The sequence below is a fragment of the Promicromonospora xylanilytica genome (genome assembly GCF_054782895.1).
Genome location: NZ_BAAGRP010000012.1, coordinates 68,328 through 81,484 on the forward strand (window position 1 = coordinate 68,328; position 13,157 = coordinate 81,484).

The 13,157-nt window shown below is 72.2% G+C and carries 15 protein-coding genes; 6 read left to right on the forward strand and 9 right to left on the reverse strand.

Annotation, left to right across the window (positions count from 1 at the left end; translation table 11 throughout):
• Positions 1-32: 32 nt before the first annotated feature.
• Positions 33-452 (reverse strand): VOC family protein, encoded by a 420-nt coding sequence (locus tag ACYVK7_RS13865; protein WP_460888304.1) that lies wholly within the window; start codon positions 450-452, stop codon positions 33-35.
• A gap of 5 nt (positions 453-457) precedes the next feature.
• Complete coding sequence (locus ACYVK7_RS13870) at positions 458-922, reverse strand: helix-turn-helix transcriptional regulator (RefSeq protein WP_460888305.1); 465 nt, start codon at positions 920-922, stop codon at positions 458-460.
• A gap of 345 nt (positions 923-1,267) precedes the next feature.
• Here ACYVK7_RS13870 and ACYVK7_RS13875 point away from each other — a divergent pair, with 345 nt between their 5' ends.
• On the forward strand, positions 1,268-1,855 hold the full coding sequence (locus ACYVK7_RS13875) for an AAA family ATPase (RefSeq protein ID WP_460888306.1): 588 nt from the start codon (positions 1,268-1,270) through the stop codon (positions 1,853-1,855).
• Positions 1,856-1,913: 58 nt separating this feature from the next.
• On the opposite strand, the gene ACYVK7_RS13880 is transcribed toward ACYVK7_RS13875, so the two are convergent.
• The gene (locus ACYVK7_RS13880) at positions 1,914-2,711 is read right to left on the reverse strand and encodes a GAF and ANTAR domain-containing protein (protein ID WP_460888307.1); all 798 of its coding nucleotides are present in this window, start codon (positions 2,709-2,711) and stop codon (positions 1,914-1,916) included.
• A gap of 62 nt (positions 2,712-2,773) precedes the next feature.
• Complete coding sequence (locus ACYVK7_RS13885) at positions 2,774-3,796, reverse strand: LLM class flavin-dependent oxidoreductase (RefSeq protein WP_460888308.1); 1,023 nt, start codon at positions 3,794-3,796, stop codon at positions 2,774-2,776.
• A 112-nt stretch (positions 3,797-3,908) separates the two neighbouring features.
• Between ACYVK7_RS13885 and ACYVK7_RS13890 the strand changes: the two genes are divergently transcribed.
• Entirely contained in the window at positions 3,909-4,085 is a 177-nt protein-coding gene (locus tag ACYVK7_RS13890; RefSeq protein ID WP_460888309.1) for a hypothetical protein, read from the forward strand.
• Between the two features lie 119 nt (positions 4,086-4,204).
• On the opposite strand, the gene ACYVK7_RS13895 is transcribed toward ACYVK7_RS13890, so the two are convergent.
• Entirely contained in the window at positions 4,205-5,581 is a 1,377-nt protein-coding gene (locus ACYVK7_RS13895) for a malic enzyme-like NAD(P)-binding protein (protein ID WP_460888310.1), read from the reverse strand.
• A 119-nt stretch (positions 5,582-5,700) separates the two neighbouring features.
• On the opposite strand from ACYVK7_RS13895, the gene ACYVK7_RS13900 reads away from it, so the two are divergent.
• The gene (locus ACYVK7_RS13900; protein ID WP_460888311.1) at positions 5,701-6,255 is read left to right on the forward strand and encodes a GNAT family N-acetyltransferase; all 555 of its coding nucleotides are present in this window, start codon (positions 5,701-5,703) and stop codon (positions 6,253-6,255) included.
• On the opposite strand, the gene ACYVK7_RS13905 is transcribed toward ACYVK7_RS13900, so the two are convergent.
• From ACYVK7_RS13905 to ACYVK7_RS13915, 3 genes are all read right to left on the reverse strand, one after another.
• Positions 6,215-6,979, reverse strand: a complete 765-nt coding sequence (locus ACYVK7_RS13905; RefSeq protein ID WP_460888312.1) for a tyrosine-protein phosphatase — start codon at positions 6,977-6,979, stop codon at positions 6,215-6,217. The genes ACYVK7_RS13900 and ACYVK7_RS13905 overlap by 41 nt on opposite strands.
• Positions 6,980-7,064: 85 nt before the next feature.
• Entirely contained in the window at positions 7,065-8,021 is a 957-nt protein-coding gene (locus ACYVK7_RS13910; RefSeq protein ID WP_460888313.1) for a ribonuclease Z, read from the reverse strand.
• A gap of 80 nt (positions 8,022-8,101) precedes the next feature.
• Positions 8,102-8,440 (reverse strand): hypothetical protein, encoded by a 339-nt coding sequence (locus tag ACYVK7_RS13915; RefSeq protein ID WP_460888314.1) that lies wholly within the window; start codon positions 8,438-8,440, stop codon positions 8,102-8,104.
• A 205-nt stretch (positions 8,441-8,645) separates the two neighbouring features.
• Here ACYVK7_RS13915 and ACYVK7_RS13920 point away from each other — a divergent pair, with 205 nt between their 5' ends.
• Positions 8,646-10,040, forward strand: a complete 1,395-nt coding sequence (locus tag ACYVK7_RS13920; RefSeq protein WP_460888315.1) for a hypothetical protein — start codon at positions 8,646-8,648, stop codon at positions 10,038-10,040.
• 35 nt (positions 10,041-10,075) lie between these two features.
• Here ACYVK7_RS13920 and galE read toward each other — a convergent pair whose 3' ends face one another.
• Positions 10,076-11,098 (reverse strand): UDP-glucose 4-epimerase GalE, encoded by a 1,023-nt coding sequence (gene galE, locus ACYVK7_RS13925; protein ID WP_460888316.1) that lies wholly within the window; start codon positions 11,096-11,098, stop codon positions 10,076-10,078.
• Between the two features lie 47 nt (positions 11,099-11,145).
• On the opposite strand from galE, the gene ACYVK7_RS13930 reads away from it, so the two are divergent.
• Positions 11,146-12,582 carry a tyrosine-type recombinase/integrase gene (locus ACYVK7_RS13930; RefSeq protein ID WP_460888317.1) on the forward strand — a complete coding sequence of 479 codons (1,437 nt, stop codon included), beginning with the start codon at positions 11,146-11,148 and terminating at the stop codon, positions 12,580-12,582.
• Positions 12,583-12,732: 150 nt separating this feature from the next.
• Entirely contained in the window at positions 12,733-13,149 is a 417-nt protein-coding gene (locus ACYVK7_RS13935) for a YciI family protein (protein WP_460888318.1), read from the forward strand.
• Positions 13,150-13,157 lie beyond the last annotated feature (8 nt).

Consider the following 13,157-nt stretch of genomic DNA (forward strand, 5'->3'; position numbering starts at 1 on the left):
TCACGTCCAGACCGGGGATGCACACGGCCGGATCAGAGCTGCTTGATACGGACGGTGTTGCCCGCGGGGTCACGGAACGCGCAGTCGCGGAACCCGTAGGGCTGGTCGACAGGCTCCTGCATGACCTCGGCGCCGCTGGCCTGCACCCGCTCGAACGTGGCGTCCAGGTCCTCGCTCCCGAGGATGATCGCCGAGAAGGTGCCCTTGGCCATCATCTCCGCGATCGTCTGCCGCTCCGCGTCCGTGACACCCGGGTCGGCCGCGGGCGGCGTCAGGACGATCGAGGTGCCCGCCTGCCCGGCCGGGCCCACGGTGATCCAGCGCATCGTGCCCTGGCCCACGTCCAGGAGCACCTCGAAGCCCAGCGCGTCCCGGTAGAACGCGAGCGAGGCCTCCGGGTCGGTGTGCGGGAGGAAGGTCTGGTGGATGGTGATACCGGTCTCTGTGCTCATGACAGTCACGCTAGATCCCGCCCGCGGGTGCGCGCTTCTCGATTCCTGACCGGCCGGGTGACCTGCTTCGCGATGCACGCGGGCAGCCCTGCCGTGTCGATCGCCTCGGCCGCCACCAGCGGGTCCTCCCGGTACACGCTCGGCGGAACACCGACCAGCTCCGTGAAGCGTGTGCTGAACGTACCCAGCGACGAGCACCCGACGGCGAAACAGACCTCCGTGACGCTCAGGTCGCCCCGCCGCAGCAGCATCATGGCCCGCTCGATGCGCCGCGTCATCAGGTAGCTGTACGGCGACTCACCGTAGGCCGCCTTGAACTGACGCGACAGGTGCCCGGCCGACATGTGCACGCCCGCCGCGAGCGCCGGGACGTCGAGCGGCTGGGTGTACTCGCGGTCCATGCGGTCGCGGACGCGGCGCAGGAGGGTCAGGTCGCGGAGGCGGTCGGGGTCGGCGGCTCTGCTGGTCACGTTGGTGATGGTGCCACGGTGGGCGGGGTCGGGCACGGGAAGAAACAGGAAGAAACGGGAACAAATGTCACCGTTTCATCCGTTCAGCACGGTGGAGTGAGCATCTGTCCGACGCCATGAGCCGCGGCGTCGAGCCGCGGCCCGTGTGCCTGTCGTCGTGGTTCGTTCCGGTCCGCGTTCTGGGTCCAGCGCCTTCTCAGGGTGTTCCCGGTGTCCGTGGAGCGGCTCGCGCGATGCTGCTCATCCGGCCCCCTACGAATGGAGGACCATGTGACGACACCCGCTGTACCGTTCCGGCCACGTTCCGTCGTCGGAGCCCTTGTGCCCGCGTCCGAGCCCGCTTCTGTGCCTGACCGCCCTGACGAGGCTCCCGGCCCGATGCTGATCGTGGTGGGTGGTGTGCCGGGGGCGGGCAAGAGCACGCTCCTGGCGCGGGTCGCCGACGACGTGCCCGGTGGCGTGGTGCTGGACCCGGACCGGTACCGGCGTCGGATCGCGCGGCTGGTGCCGTCCTGGGTGCCGTACGGGACCTACCGCTGGGCGGTGCACACGCTGCACGCGGTCGTGACGATGCTGTGGGTCCTGCGCGGGCCGCGGGCCCGTGGGCCGCTGCTGGTCCACGACACGGCGACTCGTGGGCGACGTCGGGAGGCCTTCGGTCTGCTGGCACGGTCGCGGGGGTGGGACCCGGTGCTGGTGGCGGTCGACGTGTCGCTGGCCGAGGCGCTCGACGGTCAGCTGGACCGCGGCCGGGTGGTGCGGCCGGAGCAGTTCGTGCGGCACTGGTCGCGGTGGACGGCGCAGCGGCCCGCGTTCGCGGCGGCCGACGGTGGCTCGCGTGGCCCGTGGTCGGGTGTGTACCTGATGGCGAGGTGCGACGCGTTCCGGCAGGTGCGGGACCTGGCGCGGCGCCGGGTGGCGGTGCCCGCGTAGGCCACCGCGGCGGCGCTCGCGGGTCAGCGGCGATGGGCGTCGGCGGGGGTGTGCGGTGTCATGGCTCCTCGGTTCGTGGGGGCTGGTTCGAGGTGAGGCCGTCGGAGCCTGCCGCCCGGTCGTCCCCGTCGGAGTCGTCGGCGCGGGAGTCGTCGGCGGTGAAGGACAGCCTGCGGGAGAGGACGTCGTCCACGACGGAGTCGAGGGTCGAGGCCCGAGCGAAGGCGTGCGCGCGCAGGACGGCCATGGCGTCGGCGGGCGCGATGCCGAGCTGTGCGACGACGACCCCGGTGGCCTGGTGCGTGCGTGCTCGCTGGGGCCATGACGGCTGGGAGCTGACGTCGATCGTGCCGGGGTCGCCGAGCAGGGCCGCGCCCGCGGCGTCGGCGAGGAACTCCGCTTCCTCGAGGGGGCGGGCCAGGTCGCCGCCGCTGAGATAGAGGGTCAGGACGCCGACGACGCGGCCGCTGGGCCGCATCGGCACGGCGTACACGGTCAGGGGCCCCTCGATGGCGGCGGCCATGGTCGCGAACACGGGGAAGGCCGCCGAGTCCGCGTCGTTCCCGTCGAGGTGGACGACGACGGTGCGCCCCTCGGCGAAGGCGAGCTGCGCGGGGCCCTCCCCCAGCACGACCTGGAGGTCCTCGATCTGGGCGACCGCCGTCCCGGCGAACTCGGCGCTACGGGCTGTCATGCGCTCGGCGGCCGACGTCAGGCTCAGCATGCCCGCCTGTGCTCCGAGGATCTCCGTGCACGCGTCGCACAGCCGGGCCGCCAGGGGCCCGGCTTCCTGGCCTGCCGCCTGCCCCCGCGCCAGCGTGCGCGCGAGCAGCGCCAGGATCTCGGCACTGTCCATGAGCGTCGGTGTCCTCCTTGCCCGCAAGTCTGTCACCCGGCGGCCGCCCGTCGCCCAGATGTTCACCGCCAGCCGAGGGCCGGCGCGACGTGCCGCAGGATGTTCTCGATGACGTGCGCGTTGTAGTCCACGCCGAGCTGGTTGGGCACGGTCAGCAGGAGCGTGTCGGCGGCCTGCACGGCCTCGTCCGCCCGCAGGTCCTCGACGAGCGCGTCGGGCTCGCCCGCGTACGTCTTGCCGAACCGGGCGGGGCCGGTGTCGAGGCGGCCCACCTGGTCCTCGCTGTAGACCTCCATGCCGAAGTACTGCCGGTCGCGCTCGTCGGTGATCGGGAAGATGCTGCGGCTCACGGACACGCGCGGCTCGAAGTCGTGCCCCGCACCGGCCCAGGCGTCCCGGAACCGCTGGATCTGCTCGGCCTGCAACCGGTGGAACGGCACGCCGGTGTCCTCGGTCAGCAGCGTCGACGACATCAGGTTCATCCCCTGGGCCGCGGTCCACTCAGCCGTGGCCCGCGAGCCCGCGCCCCACCAGATCCGTCGGCGCAGCCCCTCGGAGTGCGGCTCGACGCGCAGCAGCCCCGGCGGGTTGGGGAACATGGGGCGCGGGTTCGGCTCGGCGAACCCCTCCCCGCCGAGCACCTCCAGGAAGCGGGCCGTGTGCTCGCGGGCCAGGTCGGCCCCGCCCGCGTCCGTGGCCGCCGGCTCGTGACCGAAGTGGCGGTAGCCCTCGATGACCTGCTCCGGTGACCCACGGCTGATGCCGAGCTGCAGCCGCCCGCCGGAGATCAGGTCCGCCGCCCCGGCGTCCTCCGCCATGTACAGCGGGTTCTCGTACCGCATGTCGATCACGCCGGTGCCGATCTCGATGCGGCTCGTGCGGGCGCCGATCGCCGCGAGCAGAGGGAACGGCGAGGCGAGCTGACGCGCGAAGTGGTGCACGCGGAAGTAGGCGCCGTCGGCGCCCAGCTCCTCCGCCGCCACGGCCAGGTCGATCGACTGCAGCAACGCGTCCGACGCCGAGCGCGTGCCCGACTGCGGGTGCGGCGTCCAGTGACCGAACGACAGGAACCCGATGCTCTTCATGCTGGCCTCAACCCTCCCGGGATACGCGCCCCGTCCCGCGACCGCGGGAATGTTCCCGAAACGTTACCCGTACCGGGGCATCGTTTCCGGCGCTTCGTGCGTCTCTATCAGTGTGAGCAACAGTGTGAACACCAAGAACGCCTTCCGTCCCGACAGCTACACCCAGCAGGAACCCGTCCGGTGGTGGATCCCCCTCGTGGCCTCCACCGGCGCCCTGCTCGTCCTGGTCCTCGGCACCGCCGCAGTGGTCAGCAACCTGGTCAACTCGACCATCAGCGGCATCGGCTGAGACCGCTGAACCACTGACGGTCAGGGCACCGGCACCCCACGGGCGCCGAACCTGACGACCAGCTCGGTGGGCAGCGTGCGCAACGGCGCACACGCCGCCACCGGGCCACCAGCCAGACCTCACACCTGCCTGCGCACCGCGTCCGCCACGGCGTCGGCGACCCGGTGGTCGAACACCCCCGGGATGATGTACGCGCTGTTCAGCTCGTCCGGCCCCACGACGTCCGCGATCGCGACAGCGGAGACCCGCAGCAGCTCCGTGGTGATATCCGTGGCCCCCGTGTCCAGCAGCCCCCTGAACAGACCCGGGAACGCCAGCACGTTGTTGATCTGGTTCGGGTAGTCGCTGCGCCCCGTCGCCACCACGGCGGCCGTCTGCGCCGCCTCCAGCGGATCCACCTCGGGCGTCGGGTTGGCCAGCGCGAACACGACGGCCCGCTCGGCCATCTGCGCCACGTCCGCGCCCGACAGGATGCCCGCCGCCGAGACCCCGATGAACACGTCGGCCCCCTTGAGCCCCTCGCGCAGCGTGCCGGAGAACCCGTCGACGTTCGTGTTGTCCACGATCCAGCGCCGGTGCGGGTCGTCGGTCACCACCCCCGGGTGCAGTGCCCCGTCCCGCCCGAACGCGACGATGTGCCGCGCCCCCTGCGCCCTCAGCAGCCGGATGATGGCGTTACCCGCCGCACCCACGCCGGACACCACGATCCGCACGTCCGCGAGCGCCTTGTCCACGACCTTGAGCGCGTTGATCAGCGCCGCCAGCACGACGATCGCCGTGCCGTGCTGGTCGTCGTGGAACACGGGGATGTCGAGCTCCTCCCGCAGCCGCGCCTCGATCTCGAAGCAGCGCGGCGCCGCGATGTCCTCCAGGTTCACGCCCCCGTACACGGGCGCCATGGCCTTCACGATCCGCACGATCTCGTCCGTGTCGGTCGTGTCGAGGCACACCGGCCACGCGTCCACCCCGCCGAACTCCTTGAACAGGGCCGCCTTACCCTCCATGACCGGCAGCGCGGCGGCCGGGCCGATGTTCCCCAGCCCCAGCACCGCCGTGCCGTCCGTGACCACCGCGACCGTGTTGCGCTTGATCGTCAGCCGGCGCGCGTCGGCCGGGTTGTCGGCGATGGCCAGGCACACCCGCGCCACCCCTGGCGTGTAGGCGCGCGACAGGTCGCGGCGCGTCTTGAGCGGCACCTTGTTCGTGACCTCGATCTTGCCGCCCAGGTGCATCAGGAACGTCGAGTCGCTCGACTTGAGCACCTCAGCGCCCTCGATCGCGTTCACCGCCGCCTTGACGCGCTCGCCGTGCTCGGCGTCGACCGTGTCGCACGTGACGTCGACGACCAGGCCGTGCGACGTCGAGTGCGCGATGTCGACCCCCATCACCTCACCGCCGGCGTCGGCTACCGCCGCTACCACCGAGCTCGTGGCGCGCTGTGACGCGGCCACCTCCACGCGCAGGGTGATCGTGTAGCTCGGGCTGGGCAACGACATCGTGGTCTCCTCGGTCACGCGCGCGGGAGTCCGCGCACGAAGAGATTCCTACCGGCACAGGGTGACGTGCGCCACACGGGCCCGCGATGCGGACGTGGCGGCCGGCCCGCGACGGAAAGATGTCTGCCGTGCACATCGCCATCGACTCCCCCGCGCGCGACGACGTCCGCCGCCTCCTCGACGAGCACCTCACCGACATGTACGCCACCTCGCCGGCCGAGAGCGTGCACGCCCTGGACCACGACGCCCTGCTCGCCCCCACGCTCACCTTCTGGACCGCGAGGGACCACGACGGCGCGCTGCTCGGCTGCGGCGCGCTGAGCCGGCTCGGCGCCCCTGACGACCCGGCAGACCCGGGCGGTCCCCAGCAGCGCCACGGTGAGATCAAGTCCATGCGCACCGCCGCGCACGCCCGCGGACGAGGCGTCGCCTCGGCACTGCTGGAGACGATCCTGGCCGAGGCGCGGCGCCGCGAGTACACCCGGCTGAGCCTGGAGACCGGCACCCAGGGCTTCTTCGCCCCCGCACGCCGCCTGTACGCCCGGCACGGATTCACCGAGTGCGGCCCCTTCGGGAGCTACACCCTTGACCCGCACAGCGTCTTCATGACCCTGGAGCTCCCCGGCCCGCGGCTCACGCACCCGGCTGTCGCAGAAGCCCCCGCACCCTCCTGACGCGCGCCTCGTCCAGCCCCGCGTACCGCAGGTAGGCGACCGCGTCCAGGTCCGCCAGCCACCCCAGGAGTGCCGCGCGGCGCTCGCGGACGCGGTCGTCCAGCTGCTGGGCCGTCCACGTCTCCCCCGGGTGCTGCACCCAGGCGCCCTGCTCGACGTCGTACGCGACACCACCCCCGCGGTGGCTCGTGCCCCGGAAGGCCCGCACGTAGTCCTCGGCGATCGCCTCGTGCTCGACCCCGGCCACGGACAGCAGCATCGCGATGACCATCCCGGTCCGGTCCCGTCCGGCGGCACAGTGCACCAGCACGGGGCCGTCTGCGTCGGCGAGCGCCCGGAAGACCCCGCCGATCAGGTGCGGGTACATCGCGGCGTTGGGTGCGTAGGAGCGTGGGTGGTCGAGCCACGGCCCGCAGGTCTCCAGGAAGTGCGGGTCGCCGGGATCCTCGGTGGGCCTGTTGCGGGTGACGACGTCGCCGGGCCGTGCGCCGTCGGGCATGCGGTCCCGGGCCTGCTTGATCTCCGCGGGGTTGCGCAGGTCGACGACGGTGGTGAGCCCCGCTTCGAGGGCCTCCGCCCAGCCGGTGGGCGTCATGGTCTCGGGTGCGCCGGAGCGCCAGACGCGTCCGGGCACCGTGCTGCCTCCGTCGTCGAGCGGGAGGCCGCCCAGGTCGTGGAGGTTGATGGCTCCGTCCCAGGCCCGGAGGTTCACCGGATTGCTCATGGACGGCATCGTGGTTCGGCCTCCGTGCCTGGTCAACGGGGAGAACTGCCCCTGGACACGTGCGAAGGCGCTGGCAGCCGCTGCGCTACCGCCTCCGCGGCACCGGCACCCGGTCCAGGTCGGCCGCCACGGTGAGGTCGCCGTCGAACACCGTGCGTGCCTCCTGCTCGAACTCCGCCGGGTCGGTGTACCGCTGGGAGAAGTGGGTCAGCACCAGGCTGCGCACACCGCTGCGGGCGGCCACCGTGGCCGCCTGCAGGGCGGTGAGGTGGCCGTGGGCGTGTGCGAGGTCCCGGTCGCGGTCCAGGAACGTGGACTCGATGACGAGCAGGTCGACGCCGTCGGCGAGGCTCCATACCGCGTCGCACATCCGGGTGTCCATGACGAACGCGAACGACTGCCCGGGGCGGGGGTCACTGACCTCCTCCACCTGGACCGTGCCGTGCGGGGTCCGTAGCACGCCGTCCCGGACCAGCCGGCCGACGTCGGGGCCGCTGATGCCCGCCGCCGTCAGCCGGTCGGGGTCCATGCGCCTCCCGTCCGGCTCGTCGAGCCGGTACCCGTACGCCTCGAGGGAGTGGTCGAGCCGGGCTGCCCGCAGCGTCGTGGGTCCGTGCAGCTCGCCGGGGACGCGCGGTATGACGCCGTCGTGCGAGAGGCCCTGCAGCGCGAGGTGTTCCTGGTGGTAGTACGCGGTCGAGTCGCACAGCGCCTCGACCCACCGGCGGCCCGAGGCGGGGAACGTGATCGGGACCGTCTGCGGCACGCCGTCGAGGCTGATCCGCTGCACGACGCCCGCCAGGCCGAGGCTGTGGTCGCCGTGCAGGTGCGTGATCGCGATGCGGGTCAGGGCCGTCGCGGAGATGCCGGCGTGCAGCATCTGGCGCTGGGTTCCCTCGCCAGGGTCGAACAGGATGACCTCGTCGTCCCAGAACAACGCGTAGCCGTTGTGGTTGCGGGTGCGCGTGGGGACCTGGCTGGCGGTGCCGAGGGCGACGAGCTCACGGCTCGAGACACGGTGGTTGGCGGGGCGTCGGAACACGCTCGCATTGTGTCCCGAAGGCGCCGGAACCGGCAGGAGAAAATCCGCCGCGGAGGGCACACCGCCACATTCTCAAAAGATCACCCGCAGCCCGGCAGCACGTTCAGCGGATCGCAGCCGTACTTTGCCTGGGCCAGTGACAGGACCGCCCAGCCGAAGGCCAGGAGCATCGCCGCGGCGACAAGGATGTTCAGGACCGGGTAGGTTCCGTCCTGTAGCACCGGCGCTAGTGCAAGGCCTGCTCCTGCCAGCAGACAACCCAGTGTCACCAGGGTGATCGGGCTGGTCAGGGCACCGGAAGCGGATGGAGCGAGCCATCCGAACCGGTCCCCCCAGAGCACCAGCGCCACGTACGGCAGACCGAACCCGAGCGCCGCGACCGCGCGCCAGTCCATGACCGAGAGCTTCGACAGCACCATGACCTCCCCTTTTGACCTGCCTCAGACGGTGGCCAAACACCCACGACAAGTGTTAATAATCGGGGGGCGGTCCGCTATCCCCGGTAGTGATTTTCACAGAATCCGACATATTCGTACTATCTCCACTTTCAGGACTCCCGCGCTGATGGCACCCTGTGGCGCGTCGTAGCGCCACCGGCGGCACGGCTGTCGAGAAAGGACGCGCATGGCGAGGGACGAACGCGTAGGCAAGCCCGCGTACGCAGCGGTGTCGACGCGTATCACCGGCATCCAGGTGGCGAGGACGCGCCTGCGGGAGATCGCGGTGGTGCGGGTCGACGAGCGGGGCGGGATCGTCGACGAGTGGTCGGCGGTGCTGCACCCGGACGGCGCGTGGATAGCGCTCGCCGACGTCGCCGCGACCCTCCGCCAGCGGCTGTCGCAGATGGCGATCGTGACGCACAACGGCCGCCTCGGTATCGAGGTGCTGCGGGCGGAGCTGGCCCACCTCGGATGGCAGCTGCCCGCGTTCGCCCAGCTGACGACCATCGACGCGAGCTACCACTACCTGCCCAACCTGGTCCACCGCCGGTTGTCGGACTGCTGCACCGCCGCAGGGGTCCCGTTCGAGGGCGGAGGCATCCCCCCGAACTCCAGCCCGGTCAACGAGGCGCGCGCCGTCGCCGGCCTGCTGTCCCGGTTCGTGCAGAGCGGCGGCGGGGTGCCGGACCTGCCCGAGCTCCTGCAGGTCACCCTGCGGGCGTGGGTCTACCCCTGGCCCGAGGCGCCCAGCCGGGCGGCCGACCCACCCCGCCCCTGGCCAGGTCGCCGCGGCCCCGGCATCCTCACGACCCTCGCGGGACAGCCGCTCGCCGACGCCATCGCCGTCGTCGCGGACGTGCACACCCACGGATACCTCGCGCTCATCGCGGAGACGCTGCACGACGGGCGGCTGACGCCCGACACGGCAGGCGGGCTCGCCGACGCCGAGCCGCTCTACCGGCTCACGCCCGAGGGGGCGTCCGACGTCCGTCGACGGTTCTTCGACGCGCTCGTGCACCAGGCGATCGAGGCCGACCGCTATCACCTGGAGGCCCGCCAGGAGCTGTGGCGCGTCGCCGACACGCTCGGCTGCCCTCGGGACGCGGTGATCGAGCCGATCGTCGAGGCGACGCCCGTCGAGTTCCCCAAGCTCGACGACGAGACCGGGACCAAGAAGCCGACCGACGGCCGCAATGCCGCCACCCCCGCGCAGATGCGCGCCTGGGCCATCGCCAACGGCTTCGACGTCGAGGGCTACATCCGGCTGCCCTGGTCGATCGTGCGGGCCTTCGAGGAGGCGCACGCCGCACCCGTCGACCGCACCCCTCGGCCGGCCGAGCGGGACCAGCCGACACCCGGCGGGGCACTGCACGACCAGAGCGTGCCCGAGGCACCCCGGCCGGCCCAGCAGCCCGCCCCCCGCTCCGACCCCCGCCCGCGCGGCGCGGGTACCCAGCCCGTCCTGCGGCAGCACCGTCCCGCGCACCGCAGGGACCCCGAGCAGGACCCCGACGACGGGGTCCCCCAGCTCGAGTTCGACCGGCTGGAGACCCCGCCCATCGGCAACCCCGTCGTCTGACGGGCGGCGCGGACCGCACGGCCGGCGCCGCGGCGTCAGGCGTCCGGGAACCCCTCCGGGTTCTTGGACTGCCACCGCCACGTGTCGGCGCACATGTCGTCGATCGTCCGGGTCGCCCGCCAGCCCAGCTCCGTGTTCGCACGGGTCGGGTCGGCCCAGAACGCGGGCAGGTCCCCGGCCCGGCGCGGCCCGAACTCGTACGGCAGCTCACGGCCCACCGCCCGCTCGAACGCCTTCAGCAGCTCGAGCACCGACGTGCCCGTACCCGTGCCCAGGTTGAACGCCCGCGCGGGCTCGGCCATGTCGTCCAGGTGCTCCAGCGCCGCCACGTGCCCCGCAGCGAGGTCCGAGACGTGCAGGTAGTCCCGCTCGGCCGTGCCGTCCGCCGTCGGGTAGTCGTTCCCGAACACCGTCAGCTTGTCGCGGCGCCCCACCGCGACCTGCGCGATGAACGGCATCAGGTTGTTCGGGATGCCCTGCGGGTCCTCGCCGATGTCGCCGCTCTCGTGCGCGCCCACCGGGTTGAAGTACCGCAGCAGCGCGACCTTCCAGCCCTCGGAGATCTGCGCGATGTCCGACAGGACCCGCTCGATCATCACCTTGGTCTGTCCGTACGGCGACGACGAGGACAGGTGCTCGTAGTCCTCCCGGTACGGCACCGGAGCCTTCTCGCCGTACACGGTGGCCGACGACGAGAACACCAGCCTCGTCACCCCGTACTTCTGCATCGACGTGGCGAGCGCGAACGTGGAGTCCAGGTTGTTCCGGTAGTACTCCAGCGGCTTCGTCACCGACTCCCCCACCGCCTTGAACCCCGCGAAGTGGATCACCGCGTCGATCTGCTCGTGCGCGAACAGCGCCTCCGTCTTGTCGACATCGGTCAGGTCGAACGCGTGGATCGGGACCGCCCGGCCGGCGAGCGCCTCCAGGCGGCCCTGCACCGAGGGCTTCGAGTTGGAGAAGTCGTCGACCACCACGACATCGTGACCAGCGGCTACCAGGGCGAGGACGGTGTGTGAACCGATATAACCGGTACCACCGGAGACGAGTACGCGCATGGTTCCAAACTACCGGGTGCCGCCATCAGGCCCGATACCCTCACCACGTGGCGTACACAGAGCAGCGCACCGACTCCGACGGCCGCACCGGCTACATCGGGCGGTTCCGTGTCGACGGACGCCTGCGCAGCACCCGCCGCTTCACCGCCCGGCGGGAGGCGCTCGCGGAGGCCCGGCGTCAGGAGGAGGCGGGCAAGCACGCCGAGTGGGTCGATCCGGCCTCGGGCAGGGTCACCGTCGCCGAGTGGTTCGCGATCTGGCAGGAGGCACGCGTCGACCGCGCGCCGCGCACCATCGAGGCGGAGCACGAGCGGTTCCGTTCCCTGGTCGCACCGACGTTCGGCGACCGGCCGCTGCGGCAGGTCACCCACGAGGACGTGGCCCGCTGGGCGGCGACCATGGCGTCCCCCACGACCGGTGCGACCGCCTCCCCCGCGCGGCGCAGGGACGCGGCACGTCTCCTGGTCGCGCTGCTCGACGCCGCGGTCGACGCGCGGCGCCTGCGCACCAACCCGGCGCGGACGCCGTCGGGCAAGGTACCGGCGCTGCCGCGGGCGCCGAAGACGAAGCCGCACCGCTACCTGTCCCACGAGCAGCTGCGTCGTGTCGCGGACGCGACCGCGTCCGCGCAGGCGCGCACGCTCGTCCTGCTGACGGCGCTGACCGGGCTGCGCTGGGGGGAGGTCAGCGCGCTGACCGTCGCCGACGTCGACCCCCTGCGCCGCCGGGTGCGCGTCACCAAGGCGTACACGCGGCTCGACGACGGCACGCTGCTGCTCGGCGACACCAAGACCCATGCCCGGCGCGAGGTCCCCCTGCCGGGGACCCTCGTGGCGGCGGTGGCCGACCAGGCTGCCGGCCGGGCGGCCGCCGACCTGCTGTTCACCGGTACCCGCGGCGGCCCCCTGCGCCGGGAGAGCTTCGACCGGTCGGCGTTCCGGCCGGCGGTCCTCGCGGCCGGCCGCGCCGTCCGCACGCTGTGCGAGGCGCTGGGCCTGCGCCCCTCCGGGCTGTACGACGACGGTGTGGTCGCCGCGGTCCGCCGCGTCCAGGACGACGGCGGCCTCGACCCGACGGGTGTCTGCGACCCGGCGACCTGGTCGCTGGTGACCGAGGCGGACCGTGCGCGCAGGGAGTCGCTGACGCGGGGCGAGAAGGTCAGCCGCACACGCCTGCTCACCGCGCTGTCGGGGACCACCCTCGGCCCGGGCGCCGAGGACTTCGCCACGCTCACCCTGCACGACCTGCGGCACACGGCCGCGTCGCTCGCGATCTCGGGCGGGGCCACGGTCAAGGCGGTGCAGCGCATGCTGGGGCACGAGTCGCCGGTACTCACCCTGGCGACGTACGCGGGTCTGTTCGAGGACGATCTCGATGCCCTGGGCGACACGATGAGTGCCGCGTTCCAGGCGTCTGCCGTCGTGCCGGCGGGCGCGCAAGGGCAGGTCGTCCCGATCGGCGCCGCACGGACCGCGGCGGGCTGACCGGCCGTCGCGCCCCTCGTCCGATATTTCTTCGGCGGATCGTCGATCCTGATGTCGAGAAGGTGGGACCGGCTCCGTCCTAGGGTCGAGGGCGCGCACCGCGTCCATGACCCGGGGCCTTGTTCGGGCCCCTGACCCAGGGAGACAACCATGGCGAAGTACCTGCTGCTGAAGCACTACCGCCACAGCGGCCCCAAGCCGGTGCCCGGCACCGAGGCGATGATGGACCAGTGGACGCCCGACGAGATCACGGCGCACATCGACTACATGCGCCGGTTCGCCGAGAAGCTGACGGAGAGCGGTGAGTTCGTCAGCGAGGGTGCGCTCCTGCCGGAGGGCACGTTCGTGCGGTACGACGGCGAGGGCCGGCCACCGGTCACGGACGGGCCGTTCGCGGAGACGAAGGACCTCATCGCGGGTTTCATGATCATCGACGTCGACTCCCAGGAGCGAGCGTACGAGGCCGCCGCCGAGCTCTCCGCGGCACCGGGCCAGGGCGGGCGCCCGATCTACGAGTGGCTCGAGGTGCGCCCGTTCTTCGCCGAGCTCCAGGCCACGGCGGAGTAGTCGGGAGA

Bases quoted from the DNA above. Each gene is read 5' to 3' on its own strand.
- ACYVK7_RS13865 (WP_460888304.1), bottom strand. From the start codon at position 452: ATGAGCACAGAGACCGGTATCACCATCCACCAGACCTTCCTCCCGCAC.
- ACYVK7_RS13880 (WP_460888307.1), bottom strand. From the start codon at position 2,711: ATGGACAGTGCCGAGATCCTGGCGCTGCTCGCGCGCACGCTGGCGCGG.
- ACYVK7_RS13885 (WP_460888308.1), bottom strand. From the start codon at position 3,796: ATGAAGAGCATCGGGTTCCTGTCGTTCGGTCACTGGACGCCGCACCCG.
- ACYVK7_RS13895 (WP_460888310.1), bottom strand. From the start codon at position 5,581: ATGTCGTTGCCCAGCCCGAGCTACACGATCACCCTGCGCGTGGAGGTG.
- ACYVK7_RS13900 (WP_460888311.1), top strand. From the start codon at position 5,701: ATGTCTGCCGTGCACATCGCCATCGACTCCCCCGCGCGCGACGACGTC.
- ACYVK7_RS13905 (WP_460888312.1), bottom strand. From the start codon at position 6,979: ATGAGCAATCCGGTGAACCTCCGGGCCTGGGACGGAGCCATCAACCTC.
- ACYVK7_RS13915 (WP_460888314.1), bottom strand. From the start codon at position 8,440: ATGGTGCTGTCGAAGCTCTCGGTCATGGACTGGCGCGCGGTCGCGGCG.
- ACYVK7_RS13920 (WP_460888315.1), top strand. From the start codon at position 8,646: ATGGCGAGGGACGAACGCGTAGGCAAGCCCGCGTACGCAGCGGTGTCG.
- galE (WP_460888316.1), bottom strand. From the start codon at position 11,098: ATGCGCGTACTCGTCTCCGGTGGTACCGGTTATATCGGTTCACACACC.
- ACYVK7_RS13935 (WP_460888318.1), top strand. From the start codon at position 12,733: ATGGCGAAGTACCTGCTGCTGAAGCACTACCGCCACAGCGGCCCCAAG.